Origin of the sequence: Pseudorhizobium tarimense, assembly GCF_022968135.1 — a bacterium.
Taxonomy (GTDB): domain Bacteria; phylum Pseudomonadota; class Alphaproteobacteria; order Rhizobiales; family Rhizobiaceae; genus Neorhizobium; species Neorhizobium tarimense.
The window spans coordinates 101,738-116,166 of the sequence record NZ_JALJRA010000014.1 but is presented as its reverse complement, the minus strand read 5'-3'; the positions used below and the strand labels follow the sequence as shown (position 1 = coordinate 116,166).

Here is a 14,429-nt window from a genome sequence, read left to right as displayed (position 1 = left end):
GCAGCCAATTGCTCTATGTTAGGGATGTAAGCGTCGCCCGTGACTCCTGCCGCCAGCCCCAGGCTTTTTGGTCTTCCTTCAGGAGCACGACCGCACGAGTCGCACCGCGACGGTTTGCCGTGGCACGGAACGTCGCATCACTTGAGCCGATTTCATTCGGCCGCAGCCGGGTCGCGGCAGCGGATTTATGTCACGACCCTTCATCGATCTGGAGGCGATCACCCAGTCTGTACGGCCTTTGGCCGGAAAGGAGTTATTTTTGCAGGTACTCGTTAGGGACAACAATGTCGACCAGGCGCTTCGCGTCTTGAAGAAGAAGATGCAGCGCGAAGGTCTCTTCCGCGAAATCCGTTCTCGTACTGCATACGAGAAGCCCTCTGAAAAGCGCGCCCGTGAAAAGGCCGAGGGCATTCGGCGCGCACGTAAGCTCGCCCGCAAGAAGATGCAGCGCGAAGGCTTGTTGCCCGCCCCCAAGAAGAAGGTTGTCGGCCGCAGCCGCTGACGCCAAAGTTTCAACGCGGCCCTGGCGGCCGCGTTTTTTGTTTCATGCCAAAGGAGCATGTCATGACCGCCACCAAGGAAGAATTCTTCAAGCCGGCAAAGATGTCCGCACAGGCCAAGGCGGAGCAAACCAATACCGTCGTCCGCGACATCCTGGATGCCGAAACGATCGCACGTGAAAAGAAGACGGAGCGGTTGAAGGCTCTTCGCCTCGCTCAGCCGGCGCCCGAGCCGGTGAAGACGCGCAAGACCAAGCGCTGAGTGCGGCAGATGGGCGAAGAACGTCTCGTCACCCTGTGTTGCGCTTCCTGAACCTCGCTGAACTCATCTGCCACCAGACCCGCCTCTCCGGGCGACAGCCATTGACTCCTCCCTTCAACCGGTTATTCGGGAGACAGCAGGAACGCCAGGAGATGCAGGATGGACAACCACGACAGGAACGGGCTCTGGGACAAGCTCTTCGACACCGATTCCCAGTCCGGCACCGGCCGATTTGTGGCTCTCGTGGCCGTGTTCGCCATTCTCGGCGGTGGCATTTCCTGGATCTTGTCCTGATCTTGCCCGCAAGACCTCAGACCGTCGCCTGATCCGTTTTCATCGCCACCCGCACGGCAAGCCCTTCCGGCGCGACGAACTCGCAGACGCCGCCCAGGCTCGCACTCATCCGCCCCGCAAGTTCGGTGCCGAAGCCAGTGCGCGACGGTGCCGCCACCTAGGGCCCGCCCTCTTCCCGCCAGTCCAGATGCAGCATGTCGCTTCCTTCGTCCGCCAGGAGCGCCCACTGGATGGTGATCCGGCCACGCTCCTTCGACAGAGCGCCGTACTTCACCGCATTCGTGCCAACCTCGTGGAGAATGAGGTTGATCGCCATCAGCGCCGAGGAATTGAGCACCACCTTCTGCCCGTTCGCGTCAACGCGCCCGCCGTTCAACACACCAAGTGGCTCCAGCGCGGCGAAAACGGTTGCCTGCATGTGCGCTTCGCCGCATGCAGGCTGTCGCGCAGCATGACGATCGAATTGCCCATCGCCCCGATCCGCTGCCGCAGCTGCCCCGCCAGTTCCGCCGGCGTCTCGATATTACTGCGACAGTGAGATCAGGCCGGAAACCGTTGCCAGCAGGTTCTTGATCCGGTGATCGAACTCCTGCGACACCACCTGCTGCATCTCATGCGCCCGCGTAAGTTCGTCACGGGCCCGAACCTGGGAAGCATAGGCGGAAAGCGCCAGTTGCGGCAGCCCGAGATTGATCCCCACCACCACCAGGAAGAAGAGGAGCGCCGTTACGGTCTGACCATCGACGACGAAACTGTTGAAGGGCGGGATGAACCAGTACCAGGCCGACGTGCCGCACAGAATCGCGCAGGTGAGCGCCGGATAGATGCCGAATACGAAGCCGGTGATGATGATGGCTGGGAAGAAGGTCAGATAAGGAAAGCCGGGCGGCAGATAGGGATCGGCGGCGAAGCGCGCCAAGAGCGCCAGTCCCCGGACCGCCACGGCCGCCGCCTGAACCAACGACACCCGACGCGGTGGGACCATGAAAGTCGGGAAGACGTGACAGCAGACGGGTTCGCGCGAACGGAAGGGCGCCGCCGGCCTCGCTTCGGCCGCGAACTTGCGAGCTCTCCTCTGCGATAGTGCCGTCCCGCATCTTTCCGCCCGGTAATCGGCGGCACGAGGTGACGGCGAAAAATCCGTCTACAAAAACAGCATCTGAAATCGGCGGATTAGACAGGGTGGTACGCGTCCATCTGCAAGGAGGCTATACGGCCTGCCCAACCCGGCCGTCATCCTCGCCCTTGCCCCGAGGAGCCAAAACCTTGGGTCGCCAAGGGAGGAGTGTGTCTTGCGGTCTGTCTGCTGTTGCGGGATCCGCCACGGGCGTCGCCGGCCGGCGGTGGCTGCACCGGCTGAGCCAGCCGCCAGATTGGACGCTGCCGCTGAAGATCAACGGCATCATGGCACTGGAGCGTTTTGTCGGGCGCATTTCGCCCGACAACGCCTCACCCTACAAATGCCCGTTCGATAACGAATTCGGCGGGTTTGTTGTTGGCGCCCTCGGTGAGGCCGGCGGCTTCGAGCAGCGCCTTGGTGTCCTTCAGCATGGCCGTCGAGCCGCAGATCATGCCGCGGTCGGTCGTTGCATCGAGCGGCGGCACGCCGAGGTCGGTGAAGAGCTTGCCGGTCTCGATCAGGTCAGTGATGCGCCCTTGGTTGGGATAGGACGGGTCGCGGGTCACGGTCGGGTAATGCTTCAGCTTGGTGCCGATGATCTCCGAGAGGAGCTCGTGCTCGCGGATCTCTTCCATGAGGTCGAAGCCGTATTTTAGCTCCGCTACCTCGCGGCAGGTATGGGTGAGGATGACCTCGTCAAACTTCTCATAGGTCTCCGGGTCGCGAATCAGGCCGGCAAAGGGCGCGATCCCGGTGCCGGTGGAGAACATGTAGAGACGTTTAGCCGGCGTCAGCGCATCGAGCACCAGCGTTCCGGTCGGCTTCTTGCGCATCAGCACGGTGTCGCCGACCTTGATCTTCTGCAGATGCGAGGTGAGCGGGCCGTCCGGCACCTTGATCGAGAAGAATTCCAGCTCCTCGTCCCAAGACGGGCTGGCGATCGAATAGGCGCGGTAGATCGGCTTTTCTCCGACCATCAAGCCGATCATGGCGAACTCGCCGGAGCGGAAGCGGAAGCCGGCCGGGCGCGTCATGCGGAAGCGGAACAGGTGATCGGTGTAATGCTCGACCGCCAGCACCGTCTCGCCATAGACGCCATCCGGGATCGCCGGCTTGGTGGCGGCCTGGGGGGCAAAGTCATCCGTCTTGGCTGGAGCGTTCATGCGACTTCCGTTTCGCTTGCGTCTTTTGTCCTGCGGAGCGAAATATACCATCCGTACCCGCATTTGAAGGCATCCGCGTGCATATGCCGCGGGTGGCCGGGGAAAATATGTGCGGCAGAGTCCGCTTACACCTCGCTCGGGGCGAGCGAACGGCGCCGCCAGCTGTAGGCAGGGCCCTTGGCCGCGTCGCGCGCCGCCGGCTGGTAATGCTCGGCGATCCCCGGCAGCCGGCCTTCCGCCAGACGCTTCAGCGCCGTCTCATTGGTGACCGCGAAGCTGTCGATCCCGACCCGCAGCATCAGCGGGATCTGGTCGATCAGCACATCGCCGACGGCGCGCAGCTCTTGTCTGTAGTTGAGACGTTCACGCAGGAGCGAGGCGTGGCTGAAGGCCCGGCCGTCGTTGAAGGCGGGGAACTGCAGCGCCACGATCTCCAGGCGGTAGAGGTAGGGTTCGAGCCGCCGCACGTCGTCGGCGGGCCGCACCAGCACGCCAAGCCCGACATCATTGCTGGCATCGGCCTTCTCGATCAGCTGGTCGAGGGTCAGCAGCGGCTTCTGCTCGCCCGTCGCCGGTGCGTCCTCCGTCTCGATCACCCATGGGTCGTTCTCGACGAAGCCGGTTTCTCTCCAGATCCTTGTCATTGCACCCTCCCCTATGCGGCTTCCGCCGCCGAACCGTAGAGCGCGTCCTTGAACGGCTGCGGCCCGACGCGACGATAGGTTTCGAGGAAGATCTCCTCCTTGGAGAGGCGAAGGCTAAGATAGATGTCGACGATCTTTTCCACCGCGTCCGTTACCTTTTCCGGCTCGAAGCCGCGGCCGATGATCTCGCCGATCGAGGTGTTCTCGTCCGCCGAACCACCGAGCGTGATCTGGTAGAGCTCCGCGCCCTTCTTCTCGACGCCGAGCAGGCCGATATGGCCGACATGGTGGTGGCCGCAAGCGTTTATGCAGCCGGAGATCTTGATCTTCAACTCACCGATTTCCGCCTGCCGCTCGGGCGAGCCGAAGCGGGTGGAGATCTCTTGCGCTACAGGGATCGAGCGGGCGTTCGCCAGTGCGCAATAGTCGAGCCCAGGACAGGCAATGATGTCGGTGATCAGGCCGGCATTGGCGGTCGCAAGGTTCTGCGCCACCAGCGCCCGGTACAGCGGCTCGAGGTCGGCCAGCGCCACATGCGGCAGCACGACGTTCTGCTCGTGGCTGATGCGGATCTCGTCGAAAGCATATTCCTCGGCGATGTCGGCGACCGCATCCATCTGCTCGTGGTTCGCATCCCCGGGAATGCCGCCGATCGGCTTCAACGAGATCGTCACCATGCCGTAGTCGGGATGCTTGTGCGGCTGCACATTCTGGTCCACCCAGCGGGCGAAGTCCGCATCCTGCTTCTTCCAGCCGGCGAGCTGTGCCCAGCCTTCCGCCCGCTCCGGCAGGGCCGGCGGGGCGAAGTATCGGGTGATCGCATCGATGTCGGCCTGCGGCAGCGTCAGCTCCGTGCCCTTGAGGTGGGAGAACTCTTCCTCCACCTGGCGGGTCAATTCCTCGACGCCCGTCTCGTGGACGAGGATCTTGATGCGCGCCTTGAACTTGTTGTCGCGCCGGCCATGGAGGTTATACACGCGCATGATTGCGGTAGTGTAGGTCAAGAGATCCTCTTCCGGCAGGAAGTCGCGGATCTTCTTCGCCACCAGCGGAGTACGCCCCTGCCCGCCGCCGACATAGACGGCAAAGCCGAGACGACCTTGTTCGTCCTTCTTCAGATGCAGGCCGATGTCGTGGACCTGGATCGCAGCCCGGTCGCGCTCGGCGCCGGTCACGGCAATCTTGAATTTGCGCGGCAGGTAGGAAAACTCGGGGTGGACCGACGACCACTGGCGCAGGATCTCCGCGTAAGGTCGCGGATCGGCCACCTCGTCGGCGGCAGCACCGGCAAAGTGGTCTGCGGTGACGTTGCGGATGCAGTTGCCGGAGGTCTGCAGCGCATGCATCTCGACGGTCGCAAGTTCGGCCAGAATGTCCGGCGTGTCGGAGAGCTTCGGCCAGTTGAACTGGATGTTCTGGCGCGTGGTGAAGTGCCCGTAGCCGCGGTCGTACTTGCGGGCGATGTGGGCCAGCATTCGCATCTGCCGCCCGTTCAGCGTGCCATAGGGAATGGCGATCCGCAGCATGTAGGCGTGCAGCTGCAGATAAACGCCGTTCATTAGCCTGAGCGGCTTGAAGACATCCTCGGCGAGTTCGCCGGACAGGCGTCGCTCGACCTGATTGCGGAATTGCTCCACGCGGCTCGACACGAAGGCATGGTCGAATTCGTCATAGCGGTACATGAGACTTCCTCAGACTGCGATAAAGGCGGCATCGGCCGGCCGGTAGCCGGCGGCGTATTCCATAGTGGGGCCGGCGGCGCGGATGCGCTCGCGCAAGCGGATCGGCCAAAGCTTGCCCTCGACCTCCTGAACGTCGATGACGTTGACGTCCACGACGCGATTGGCGGCGAAGTCTCGCTTGCCGATCGCTTCCAGCGAGGCGACAGCCTCGGCATGGCGCGCAACGAGCGCGTCCTGCAGGCTCTCCACCCATTGGCCGTTGGCGTCCAGCCACACGGCAATGCCGTCGCTCAGGCGGTTGGCGGTCAGCACCTTGTCAGTCATCGTTCAATTCCCACTCCCTGCCGAGCCAAGGCACCCTTCGCGGACAGCGGCTCGGATCGTTCGAAATTTGCGCCGGCGACAGCCTCGCCGATGATCACCATCACGGGCCCCGCTAGATCCGCGCGCCCTTCCAGATCCGGCAGCTCGCTGAGGATGCCGTGAAAGAGACGGCGGTCGGCGCGGCTGGCATTTTCCACCACGGCCACGGTGGTGTCCGGCGAAAGGCCGGCATCCATCAGGCGACCGGAAACCGAAGCCGCAACCGTGCGGCCCATATAGACGGCGATGGTGGCGCCGGAAACGGCAAGCCTTGCCCAATCCGGCAGAACGTCGCCCGTCAGGTCGTGCCCGGTGGTAAAGATCAGCGAGGAGGCGACACCGCGCAGCGTCAGCGGCAGGTCGAAGTCGGCGGCGGCGGCAAAGGCCGAGGTGATGCCCGGCACGATCTCGTAGGAGATCCCGGCTTCGCGCAGCGCCGCCATTTCCTCGCCCGCCCGGCCATAGACCAGCGGATCGCCGGATTTCAGGCGCACCACGCGCTTGCCTTCCTGCCCGAGCCGCACCAGCAGACGATTGATCTCGCCTTGCGACTTGGAGTGACAGTTCTTGCGCTTGCCGACGGAAAGGCGCTCAGCGTCACGACGTCCCATGTCGACGATCGCCTGCGGCACCAGCGCATCATAGACGATTACGTCGGCTTCCATCAGCACGCGCTGGGCCCGCAGCGTGAGAAGATCTTCCGCGCCCGGCCCAGCGCCGACCAGCCAGACATGGCCTGCGGCCCGGCCGGAGGCGGACAAAAGAACCTTCGCCGCACAACGGGCAGCGGACAAATCCCCCGCCTCGACGCTGTCGGCAACGGCGCCGGTAAAGAAACGACGCCAGAAGATGCGACGCGACACGCCCTTGGGGATCAGGTGTTCGACGGCGATCCGGTAGTTGACGGCAAGCGAAGCAAGCCGCCCAAGCGACGGCGACAGCATCTGGTCGACTCGGGCACGGATCATCTGCGCCAGCACGGGACTAGCACCCTCCGTGCCGATGGCAACCGCCACTGGCGCACGGTTCACCAGCGCGGGAGTGAGGAAGTCGCAATAGTCCGGCTGATCGACGGCATTGGCCGGGATTCGAGCGGCACGAGCCGCAGCAACGATCGTCTGATCCTGATGTTCGTCGCCGGTCGCGGCGAAGACGAGCGCTGCACCTTCGACCTGTTCCGCCGAAAACGAAGCGGCGACGACCTCGATCTCGTTTGCCGCCAGATAGTCGCGGTAGCCAGGCTCCGGTTCATCGGCATAGGCGATGATCATCGCATCCGTGTTGCGCAGCAACCGGACCTTGGCGAACGCTTCGTCGCCATTGCCGAAGACGGCAACGCTCTTGCCGCTGACGCGGAAGAAGGCGGGGAAGGTTGTCAGGCGGTTGGTGGTCATGGAGGCCTTTCCGAGCTTGGCTGCCCAATATCATGCATCAGTCCATCCGACAGAAGAAACTGTTATGCGAGTTCGTCGGAAGGCGAACATTTCTGTTCTCGTCGGCCGGCATTCTTGAGTAAAAGCGACCGGAGCAACCCTCCGCCCGCGACCATTGCCGGTCCGGCAGCAACTCCCAAAGGACTTCCGCCTCATGACGCTTGCCCCTCGCCTGCTCGACGTGATCGAACACGACATCCTGCCGCTGACGGAAGCGGGCGTTACGGCCGGCAACAAGGTGTTCGGGGCGGCGATCCTGCGCAAGCCGGACCTGTCGCTGGTCATTGCCGAGACCAACAACGAGCTGGAGAACCCGCTCTGGCACGGTGAAGTGCATGCGCTGAAGCGCTTTTACGAGCTCGGCGAGAAGCCGGACACGAAGGAGCTGATCTTCCTCTCCACCCACGAACCCTGCACCATGTGCATGTCGGCGATCACCTGGGCGGGCTTCGACAACTTCTACTACTTCTTCAGCCACGAGGATTCCCGCGACGCCTTCGCCATTCCGCATGACCTGAAGATCCTCAACGAGGTCTTCGGGCTCCCGCCGGGTGGCTACCGTCGGCAGAACACCTTCTGGCATTCCCATTCGATCGCGGAGCTCGTCGCGGTGGAGGAGGAGCCGAAGCGCACGGCCCTGCTGGAGCAGTCGGTAAAGATCCGCGCCGCCTATGACCGGCTCTCCGGCACCTATCAGGCCGGCAAATCCGGCAACGCGATCCCGCTCCGCTAAATCCCGTCAGGACGAAAAACCCCATGGAAGCTTCACAAGACATTTCCCGCCTGATCGAGATCATGAAGGCGCTGCGCGACCCGAAGACGGGCTGCCCCTGGGACATCGTTCAGAACTTCGAGACCATCAAGCCCTACACGATCGAAGAGGCCTACGAGGTGGCCGATGCTATCGAGCGAAACGATCTCGATGATCTGTGCGAGGAATTAGGCGACCTGCTTCTGCAGGTGGTCTATCACGCGCAGATGGCCGACGAAGCCGGTGAGTTTTCCTTTGGGGATGTCGTTCATGCGGTGACGCGGAAGATGATCCGCCGCCACCCGCATGTCTTCGCCGTCTCCGACGCCGACACGCCCGATGCGGTCAAGATCCAGTGGGACGAGATCAAGGCGGAGGAAAAGCGGGAGCGCGCAGAGCGACGGGCGCGACGCGGGATCACCGGAGACTTCAAGGCGGGCTTCCTCGGCAGCGTGCAGCGCAGCCAACCGGCGCTGACGGAGGCGCTGAAGCTGCAGCAGCGGGCGGCCAAGGTCGGCTTCGACTGGTCGGAAGCAGAGCCCATCCTCGACAAGATCGAGGAGGAGATCGGCGAATTGCGCGAGGCGCTGCGCGGTGGACAGAAGGACAAAATGAAGGACGAGCTCGGCGACCTCATCTTCGCCCTCGTCAACATCGGCCGCCATGTCGATGCCGATCCGGAGGATGCCCTGCGCGGCACGAACACGAAGTTCCGGCGTCGGTTCAGGCACATCGAGACGGAACTTCAGAAATCGGGCGAGACGCTCGAAGCTGCGACGCTGGAGCGGATGGAGGAGCTTTGGCAGGCGGCGAAGCTGGGGGAGCGCCGCTGAAATCGCGCCTTTCAGGATGAAGGGGCGAAGACTGGCGCGCTCGCGGCCCAGCTCCAAGGATAAAGATTTGCCACAGCGAGGACGCCTAGGGTAGCGGCCGACAGGATCCGCAGCGACCGCGGCATCAGCAAGGCGCGATCTGCGAGAGGCCATCAGGAAGGCACGCAGCGACGGTTTCGTCGCCTCTTCGGCGGGGATCGCGACAGCCCTGCACCACGCCGCCGCCGCACCCATACTCGCACATGTGTTGCCGCTGTCTCCCTCAGGGATTCGCAAATTGCCCTATCCCGGCGCCGTTGCGGCGGTCTTTCTCGGCGCGGCCAATGACGAGGCGCAGCGCAGCGATTCCCTCGCCTCCGCCTTTGGCCTGACGGATGCGGAAAGCCGGATGCTGCGGGAGTTACTGGCGGGAAAGACGCGCGCAGAAGCGGCGCAGTCCCAGCGTGTCGCGTTGACAACTGCGAAAACCCACCTCGGCAACATCTTTGTCAAGACGGGGACACGGGGGGCAGTCGGAGTTGATGCGCCTTGCAACGCAGGCGCGGGTGTAAGATCGACCGAGGCAGAAACCGCGAGAGAGGCCGAAGCATGATCTCCGACCTGCAAATCCTGCCGCGACCCCTCGCCGGCCGGGGAGCGCTATCGCGCAGATGCCGGCTCCCCTAGCGAAAGCCGCATGGCGCAGCGCTCCCCAGGAGGCAGGCCATGTTCGGCCTCGTTGAGGAGGATCTCGATCAACCGCCTGCCAACATCCTCCGGCGTCAGGTAGCGGAACCCGAAGCGCTCGTAGAACGGCCCATTCCATGGGACATTACGGAAAGTGGTCAAAGTCACCGCCTCTAGGCCGCGGGCCTGAGCCGCCTGCAACGCATGGCGCAGCAGGGCGCTTCCCCACCCGAGGCGCTGATGATCCAATGCAACAGACAGCTCCCAGATGTGAAGCTCACGGTCGATTGCTTCGGCGCTGAGGAAACCGACGATTTCATCATCATCGGTCGCAAGCCAGTTGGTCCCGGCACGCATCAGTTCCAGATGCCGTTCAATGGCCTGCCCTTCAAATTGGGCAAGCCAGGCAAAAGGCGGCCAGTGCAGAAAGGCCTGCGCCGCCGATCGCTCGACGGCGGAAAGTCGTTCGGCCTCTTCGGATTGGGCGAGGCGGATCAACCTCTTCGTCACGTAAGCTGCCTCCATGAGTGTTTCGACTGTTTGCGCGGCATCACCCGCAGATCCGCGCCATCGCCGTCCAAAGCTCAGGCGGCTACCAGGGGTTGACCGATTGCGGCCGCCTGCTCTGCATAGCGGGATGGCGGTATGCCGACCAGCCTGGTGAAGGCCGTGCTGAAGGCGCTGGCGGAGCCGTAGCCGATTTGCTCGGCAATCTCCTGCAGGCCAGCCTGCCTTGAGCGCAGCAGGTTCTTCGCCAGCGCCATGCGCCAGGAAGTCAGATATTCCATCGGCGTAACACCCAGCTTCTGCCGGAAGCGGTTGAAGAAGGCGGAGCGAGAAAGGGCTGCTTCCTCGGCCATCTGTTCGACGGTCCAGGGCCGGGCCGGATCCTGATGCAAGCGCCGGATGGCGAGTGCCAGCCGCGGATCGGTAAGCGCCCGCATGATGCCTTGTGGTGCGGCTTCCGCTGTCGCCGAGCGCAGCGCTTCCACAAGCAGGACCTCGAGCAGGCGGGCCAGGATCATCTCCCGCGCCGGTCGGCCCGTCCGCGCTTCCTCTGTGATCAGTCGCACCAGCATCGATAGCCGCCTTTCTCCGCGGATGTGCAGGAGCTGCGGCAGGAGCGAGACGAGCGGTTCCCTGTCCGGGGAGCCGAAGACGAAGTGGCCGATCAGCATGCGGACATCCGCAGGACCGTGCGGATCGCCGTGCCGCGTTTCTCCTTCGAGCATGGTGATGGCCCACTGCGTCTCATCGCTGGGGTGGGGCTCGGCCACGCTTGTCGTGCTGAAGGCGAAGGCAGCAGGGATCAGGACGAAGTCTCCCTCCTCCAAGACGATCGACGGACGATCGTGCACGGACAGGCGCGCGCCGCCTTCCAGCACCACGCAATAGAAGGGATCGCCGCGCTCGAAGCGATCGACGCGCCAGGGGCCAGAGCCGCTGACGACTTTCGACAGCGGGGCGACGGGAGCAAGAACTTCGACGATCTGGGCGAGAGGATCCGTCAAACGATACTCGTGATAACGCTATTGCGACTTGCTATTATAGATGATCCCTAAAAGCAGGTCCATAATCCCATGACGTAAACATGGAGACAGGTATGAAAACCGTTCTTATAACCGGCTGCTCATCCGGCTTCGGTTTGGAAATCGCGAAGTTCTTCCTCGACAAGGGCTGGCGCGCGGTGGCGACGATGCGCTCGCCGCGCAGTGACATCCTCCCCTCCTCCAGCAATCTTACGGTTCTGGCGCTCGACGTTCGCGATGCCGAGAACATCCGTGCGGCCGTCGAAGCGGCGGGCCCGATCGATGTCCTCGTCAACAATGCCGGCATCGGCTGGATGAACGTCCTGGAAGGCACGCCGATGGAGACCGTGCGGGATCTTTTCGAAACCAACATCTTCGGCACCATCGCCATGATGCAGGCGGTGCTGCCGCAGTTTCGCGAGCGCCGCGAGGGCGTGATCGTCAACGTCTCGTCCAGCGTGACGCTAAAGCCGCTGCCGCTCCTGCCGGCCTATACTGCAAGCAAGGCGGCCGTAAACGCGCTGACCGAATCGGCAGCACTGGAGCTTGAGCCGTTCAACGTCAGGGTGCGGCTGGTCTTGCCGGGCCGTGCACCGCAAACAAGCTTTGGTGACACAGCGCGGACGCGATTGCAGGGGCAAGGCGGCTTTCCCGAGCCATATTCCGACTTCGTCGCCGGTATCTTCCGCGCCCGAGAGCAGCAAGCGGATGCACCGGTTACACATCCGGCCGATGTGGTAGCGGCGGTCTGGCAGGCCGCGACCGATCCGGCCTCGCCCATGCGAATTCCGGCGGGCGCCGATGCGGTGGCGCTTTCCGGGTAAGGCATCTTATGGCGGCAGGGCGGGCTGCCTTGCCTACCGGTCGTGCATCCCCTTGCCGGCCAGGATCCGGTCGCGGCTGCGGGCGATGCGCGATTGGCGCGTCGCCGGCTGCTTGGGCCGTGAGAAGTGGAGCACGTAACCGCGTCGGCGGCCGGGCGTCAGTGCTTCGAAAGCACTCTGCAGTTCGGGATCGTCCTCCAGAGCCGCAAGGAGTTCCTCGGGATAGGCCAGATCGTCCTTCGGCAGGTCCACTTTGGCCCCCGCCCTCTCAAGTTCGATCGCCTCGCGCACATAGTCCCGGATCGACGGCTCGACTTCGATGATCTGGTCGAGCGTCGTGAATCGCATCACTCGCGAGGAGCGCGTATTCTCGCCGGGAGCGACAAGAAGCCCTGCGGGATCCTTGAGCAGGATGCCCTTGAAGAAGCCGAGTGTGGCGCTGTCCTTGAAGCCCCAGAGGAGCGCGACATTGCCGCCGTCAACGGTGTAGCAGGGCGAGCTCCACTTGAACTCCTCGGTCAGACCGCAGTGGAGCAGGATGCGGCGGAGGGCGCCGAGTTCCGCCTGCCAAGATCCAGCCCCGGAGAAGAAGGCTTCGATCTCGTCACTGCCGTGCTGCATCCCCGCCTCCTCCGAACCAATGACCCGCTACCGCTCCCAGTCTTCCTTTTCCGGCTTGGCGCCGTTGCCGAGCTTGCGCTCCAGTTCCGCCGCCTGGCTTTCCGACAGGCGAACATCGAGTTCTACCGAGCCGTCCTCGAGATCCCGACGCTCATCGACGACGGCATTTTCATAGACCCAGGAGACGAGCGAGAGCCTTTCGGTGGGGATCGTCACCGTGGTTTCCGTCAGAACGCCGGAGAGCCGTCTAGCAATCTCCACCATCAGTGGGTCGATGCCCTCGCCCGTTACGGCGGAGACGGCCATGACGTTGTCGCGGCCCTCGGCGCGCTCGGTCAGAGCATCATGCTGCTCGGGCGGCAGACGGTCAATCTTATTCCAGACCTCGATGATGCGCTCCTCGCGCTCCTTCTCGTCGATGCCCAGATCGGAGAGGATGCGCATGACGTCTGCGGACTGGGCGCCATTGTCCGGGTCCGACATGTCGCGCACGTGCAGGATGAGGTCCGCTTCGAGCACCTCTTCGAGCGTCGCGCGGAAGGCGGCGACGAGGTGCGTCGGCAGGTCGGAGATGAAGCCGACCGTATCAGAGAGGATGACGGTGCGGCCGTGCGGCAGCTTCATGCGGCGCAGCGTCGGGTCGAGCGTCGCAAACAGCATGTTTTCCGCCAGCACGCCGGCGCCGGTGATGCGGTTGAAGAGCGTCGATTTTCCGGCATTGGTATAGCCGACGAGGGCGACGATCGGATGCGGGACCTTGCGGCGCTTGGCGCGGTGGAGCTGGCGGGTGCGCACGACCTGTTCGAGTTCGCGCTCCAGCTTGACGATGCGCTCCTGTAGGAGCCGGCGGTCGGCCTCGATCTGGGTTTCGCCGGGACCGCCCATGAATCCCGCGCCACCGCGCTGGCGTTCAAGGTGGGTCCAGGAGCGGACGAGGCGGCCCTTCTGGTAATTTAGATGCGCCAGATCGACCTGCAGCGTGCCCTCCTTGGTAGAAGCGCGGCGGCCGAAGATTTCCAGAATGAGGCCCGTGCGGTCGATGACCTTGGCGTTCCATTCCTTCTCGAGGTTGCGCTGCTGCACCGGGGTGAGCGGGTGATCGACGATGACGAGGCCGGCATCGTGCTCGTCGAGCAGAGCCTTTATCTCCTCGATCTTGCCGGTTCCGATCAGCGTCGCAGGCCGCGGCTGGGAGACGGTGACGATCAGCCCCTGAGCGATCGTCAGGTCGATCGCGCGGGCAAGCCCGGTCGCCTCTTCCAAGCGTGCCTCGTCGGAGCGATGCGGCGCGGGCACTGCGGCATCCGCCCCTGCAGCCCGCTGGGCGCGCGCCTGCTTGAGCACCGGCACGATCACCAAGGCACGCATATCGTCCCGTCGACGCTCGGTCTCAGGGATCATCGATTCATTCGAAGTATCGCGATTTGTAATCTGCAGTTGTCCTGTTAAGCGGCGTTTTCCTCGCTCTCGAACATCTGCATCGGCTGGCCCGGCATGATGGTCGAGATCGCGTGCTTATACACCAGTTGGGAATGGCCGTCACGGCGTAGAAGCACACAGAAATTGTCGAAGGAGGTCACGACCCCCGTCAGCTTCACCCCGTTGATCAGGAAGATAGTCAGAGAAATCTTCTGTTTGCGAACCGTATTGAGAAATAAGTCCTGCAGGTTCTGAGAACGTTCCGCCATAGCGCCGCTTCTTTCTATATTGCCGGCGTAAGGCGCCGGATCATGATCACGCTGTC

20 protein-coding genes are annotated in these 14,429 nt (G+C 63.5%); 7 read left to right on the top strand and 13 right to left on the bottom strand.

Annotated elements, in window-relative coordinates:
• The first annotated feature begins 259 nt into the window (after window positions 1–259).
• The 3 genes from rpsU to MUU54_RS24620 all read left to right on the top strand — a co-directional run bounded on the left by rpsU (window position 260) and on the right by MUU54_RS24620 (window position 1,056).
• Window positions 260–502 carry a 30S ribosomal protein S21 gene (gene rpsU, locus MUU54_RS17480; RefSeq protein ID WP_247245302.1) on the top strand — a complete coding sequence of 81 codons (243 nt, stop codon included), beginning with the start codon at window positions 260–262 and terminating at the stop codon, window positions 500–502.
• A gap of 62 nt (window positions 503–564) precedes the next feature.
• Window positions 565–762, top strand: coding sequence for a hypothetical protein (locus MUU54_RS17475; RefSeq protein WP_247245301.1), 198 nt, complete (start codon window positions 565–567; stop codon window positions 760–762).
• Between the two features lie 159 nt (window positions 763–921).
• A complete protein-coding gene (locus MUU54_RS24620; RefSeq protein WP_281433376.1) occupies window positions 922–1,056 on the top strand; it encodes a hypothetical protein in 135 nt (44 codons plus the stop codon).
• Window positions 1,057–1,072: 16 nt separating this feature from the next.
• On the opposite strand, the gene MUU54_RS17470 is transcribed toward MUU54_RS24620, so the two are convergent.
• The 8 genes from MUU54_RS17470 to cysG form a co-directional block, all read right to left on the bottom strand.
• Window positions 1,073–1,213: a hypothetical protein gene (locus MUU54_RS17470; protein ID WP_247245300.1), complete on the bottom strand. Its 141-nt coding sequence runs from the start codon at window positions 1,211–1,213 to the stop codon at window positions 1,073–1,075.
• Entirely contained in the window at window positions 1,214–1,474 is a 261-nt protein-coding gene (locus MUU54_RS17465) for a hypothetical protein (protein ID WP_247245299.1), read from the bottom strand.
• 105 nt (window positions 1,475–1,579) lie between these two features.
• Complete coding sequence (locus tag MUU54_RS17460; RefSeq protein WP_247245298.1) at window positions 1,580–1,999, bottom strand: DUF4118 domain-containing protein; 420 nt, start codon at window positions 1,997–1,999, stop codon at window positions 1,580–1,582.
• 506 nt (window positions 2,000–2,505) lie between these two features.
• Window positions 2,506–3,339, bottom strand: coding sequence for a ferredoxin--NADP reductase (locus MUU54_RS17455; RefSeq protein ID WP_247245297.1), 834 nt, complete (start codon window positions 3,337–3,339; stop codon window positions 2,506–2,508).
• 125 nt (window positions 3,340–3,464) lie between these two features.
• Window positions 3,465–3,983 carry a DUF934 domain-containing protein gene (locus MUU54_RS17450; RefSeq protein ID WP_247245296.1) on the bottom strand — a complete coding sequence of 173 codons (519 nt, stop codon included), beginning with the start codon at window positions 3,981–3,983 and terminating at the stop codon, window positions 3,465–3,467.
• An 11-nt stretch (window positions 3,984–3,994) separates the two neighbouring features.
• Window positions 3,995–5,665 carry a nitrite/sulfite reductase gene (locus MUU54_RS17445; RefSeq protein ID WP_247245295.1) on the bottom strand — a complete coding sequence of 557 codons (1,671 nt, stop codon included), beginning with the start codon at window positions 5,663–5,665 and terminating at the stop codon, window positions 3,995–3,997.
• Window positions 5,666–5,674: 9 nt separating this feature from the next.
• Window positions 5,675–5,989 (bottom strand): DUF2849 domain-containing protein, encoded by a 315-nt coding sequence (locus MUU54_RS17440; protein WP_247245294.1) that lies wholly within the window; start codon window positions 5,987–5,989, stop codon window positions 5,675–5,677.
• A complete protein-coding gene (gene cysG / locus MUU54_RS17435) occupies window positions 5,986–7,422 on the bottom strand; it encodes a siroheme synthase CysG (protein WP_247245293.1) in 1,437 nt (478 codons plus the stop codon). The genes MUU54_RS17440 and cysG overlap by 4 nt, the downstream gene beginning before the upstream one ends.
• 193 nt (window positions 7,423–7,615) lie before the next feature.
• On the opposite strand from cysG, the gene MUU54_RS17430 reads away from it, so the two are divergent.
• The 3 genes from MUU54_RS17430 to MUU54_RS17420 all read left to right on the top strand — a co-directional run bounded on the left by MUU54_RS17430 (window position 7,616) and on the right by MUU54_RS17420 (window position 9,637).
• Window positions 7,616–8,194 carry a deaminase gene (locus MUU54_RS17430; protein ID WP_247245292.1) on the top strand — a complete coding sequence of 193 codons (579 nt, stop codon included), beginning with the start codon at window positions 7,616–7,618 and terminating at the stop codon, window positions 8,192–8,194.
• Window positions 8,195–8,217: 23 nt separating this feature from the next.
• The gene (gene mazG / locus MUU54_RS17425) at window positions 8,218–9,045 is read left to right on the top strand and encodes a nucleoside triphosphate pyrophosphohydrolase (RefSeq protein ID WP_247245291.1); all 828 of its coding nucleotides are present in this window, start codon (window positions 8,218–8,220) and stop codon (window positions 9,043–9,045) included.
• Between the two features lie 277 nt (window positions 9,046–9,322).
• The gene (locus tag MUU54_RS17420; RefSeq protein WP_247245290.1) at window positions 9,323–9,637 is read left to right on the top strand and encodes a helix-turn-helix transcriptional regulator; all 315 of its coding nucleotides are present in this window, start codon (window positions 9,323–9,325) and stop codon (window positions 9,635–9,637) included.
• Between the two features lie 47 nt (window positions 9,638–9,684).
• Here MUU54_RS17420 and MUU54_RS17415 read toward each other — a convergent pair whose 3' ends face one another.
• Window positions 9,685–10,221 (bottom strand): GNAT family N-acetyltransferase, encoded by a 537-nt coding sequence (locus tag MUU54_RS17415; protein WP_247245289.1) that lies wholly within the window; start codon window positions 10,219–10,221, stop codon window positions 9,685–9,687.
• Between the two features lie 74 nt (window positions 10,222–10,295).
• Window positions 10,296–11,222, bottom strand: coding sequence for an AraC family transcriptional regulator (locus MUU54_RS17410; protein ID WP_247245288.1), 927 nt, complete (start codon window positions 11,220–11,222; stop codon window positions 10,296–10,298).
• Window positions 11,223–11,314: 92 nt separating this feature from the next.
• On the opposite strand from MUU54_RS17410, the gene MUU54_RS17405 reads away from it, so the two are divergent.
• Window positions 11,315–12,064, top strand: a complete 750-nt coding sequence (locus tag MUU54_RS17405; RefSeq protein ID WP_247245287.1) for an SDR family oxidoreductase — start codon at window positions 11,315–11,317, stop codon at window positions 12,062–12,064.
• Window positions 12,065–12,097: 33 nt separating this feature from the next.
• Here MUU54_RS17405 and MUU54_RS17400 read toward each other — a convergent pair whose 3' ends face one another.
• The 3 genes from MUU54_RS17400 to hfq are packed head-to-tail and all read right to left on the bottom strand — an operon-like array spanning window position 12,098 to window position 14,373.
• Complete coding sequence (locus MUU54_RS17400) at window positions 12,098–12,685, bottom strand: YdeI/OmpD-associated family protein (protein WP_247245286.1); 588 nt, start codon at window positions 12,683–12,685, stop codon at window positions 12,098–12,100.
• Window positions 12,686–12,712: 27 nt separating this feature from the next.
• Complete coding sequence (hflX, locus tag MUU54_RS17395) at window positions 12,713–14,086, bottom strand: GTPase HflX (protein ID WP_247245285.1); 1,374 nt, start codon at window positions 14,084–14,086, stop codon at window positions 12,713–12,715.
• 44 nt (window positions 14,087–14,130) lie between these two features.
• A complete protein-coding gene (gene hfq, locus MUU54_RS17390; RefSeq protein WP_037155370.1) occupies window positions 14,131–14,373 on the bottom strand; it encodes an RNA chaperone Hfq in 243 nt (80 codons plus the stop codon).
• Window positions 14,374–14,429: the final 56 nt, after the last annotated feature.

What these genes read in the sequence shown, in the direction of transcription:
- MUU54_RS17475 (WP_247245301.1), top strand. Translation starts at nt 565, where the DNA reads ATGACCGCCACCAAGGAAGAATTCTTCAAGCCGGCAAAGATGTCCGCA.
- MUU54_RS24620 (WP_281433376.1), top strand. Translation starts at nt 922, where the DNA reads ATGGACAACCACGACAGGAACGGGCTCTGGGACAAGCTCTTCGACACC.
- MUU54_RS17465 (WP_247245299.1), bottom strand. Translation starts at nt 1,474, where the DNA reads ATGCAGGCAACCGTTTTCGCCGCGCTGGAGCCACTTGGTGTGTTGAAC.
- MUU54_RS17455 (WP_247245297.1), bottom strand. Translation starts at nt 3,339, where the DNA reads ATGAACGCTCCAGCCAAGACGGATGACTTTGCCCCCCAGGCCGCCACC.
- MUU54_RS17450 (WP_247245296.1), bottom strand. Translation starts at nt 3,983, where the DNA reads ATGACAAGGATCTGGAGAGAAACCGGCTTCGTCGAGAACGACCCATGG.
- MUU54_RS17445 (WP_247245295.1), bottom strand. Translation starts at nt 5,665, where the DNA reads ATGTACCGCTATGACGAATTCGACCATGCCTTCGTGTCGAGCCGCGTG.
- MUU54_RS17440 (WP_247245294.1), bottom strand. Translation starts at nt 5,989, where the DNA reads ATGACTGACAAGGTGCTGACCGCCAACCGCCTGAGCGACGGCATTGCC.
- cysG (WP_247245293.1), bottom strand. Translation starts at nt 7,422, where the DNA reads ATGACCACCAACCGCCTGACAACCTTCCCCGCCTTCTTCCGCGTCAGC.
- MUU54_RS17430 (WP_247245292.1), top strand. Translation starts at nt 7,616, where the DNA reads ATGACGCTTGCCCCTCGCCTGCTCGACGTGATCGAACACGACATCCTG.
- mazG (WP_247245291.1), top strand. Translation starts at nt 8,218, where the DNA reads ATGGAAGCTTCACAAGACATTTCCCGCCTGATCGAGATCATGAAGGCG.
- MUU54_RS17405 (WP_247245287.1), top strand. Translation starts at nt 11,315, where the DNA reads ATGAAAACCGTTCTTATAACCGGCTGCTCATCCGGCTTCGGTTTGGAA.
- MUU54_RS17400 (WP_247245286.1), bottom strand. Translation starts at nt 12,685, where the DNA reads ATGCAGCACGGCAGTGACGAGATCGAAGCCTTCTTCTCCGGGGCTGGA.
- hflX (WP_247245285.1), bottom strand. Translation starts at nt 14,086, where the DNA reads ATGATCCCTGAGACCGAGCGTCGACGGGACGATATGCGTGCCTTGGTG.
- hfq (WP_037155370.1), bottom strand. Translation starts at nt 14,373, where the DNA reads ATGGCGGAACGTTCTCAGAACCTGCAGGACTTATTTCTCAATACGGTT.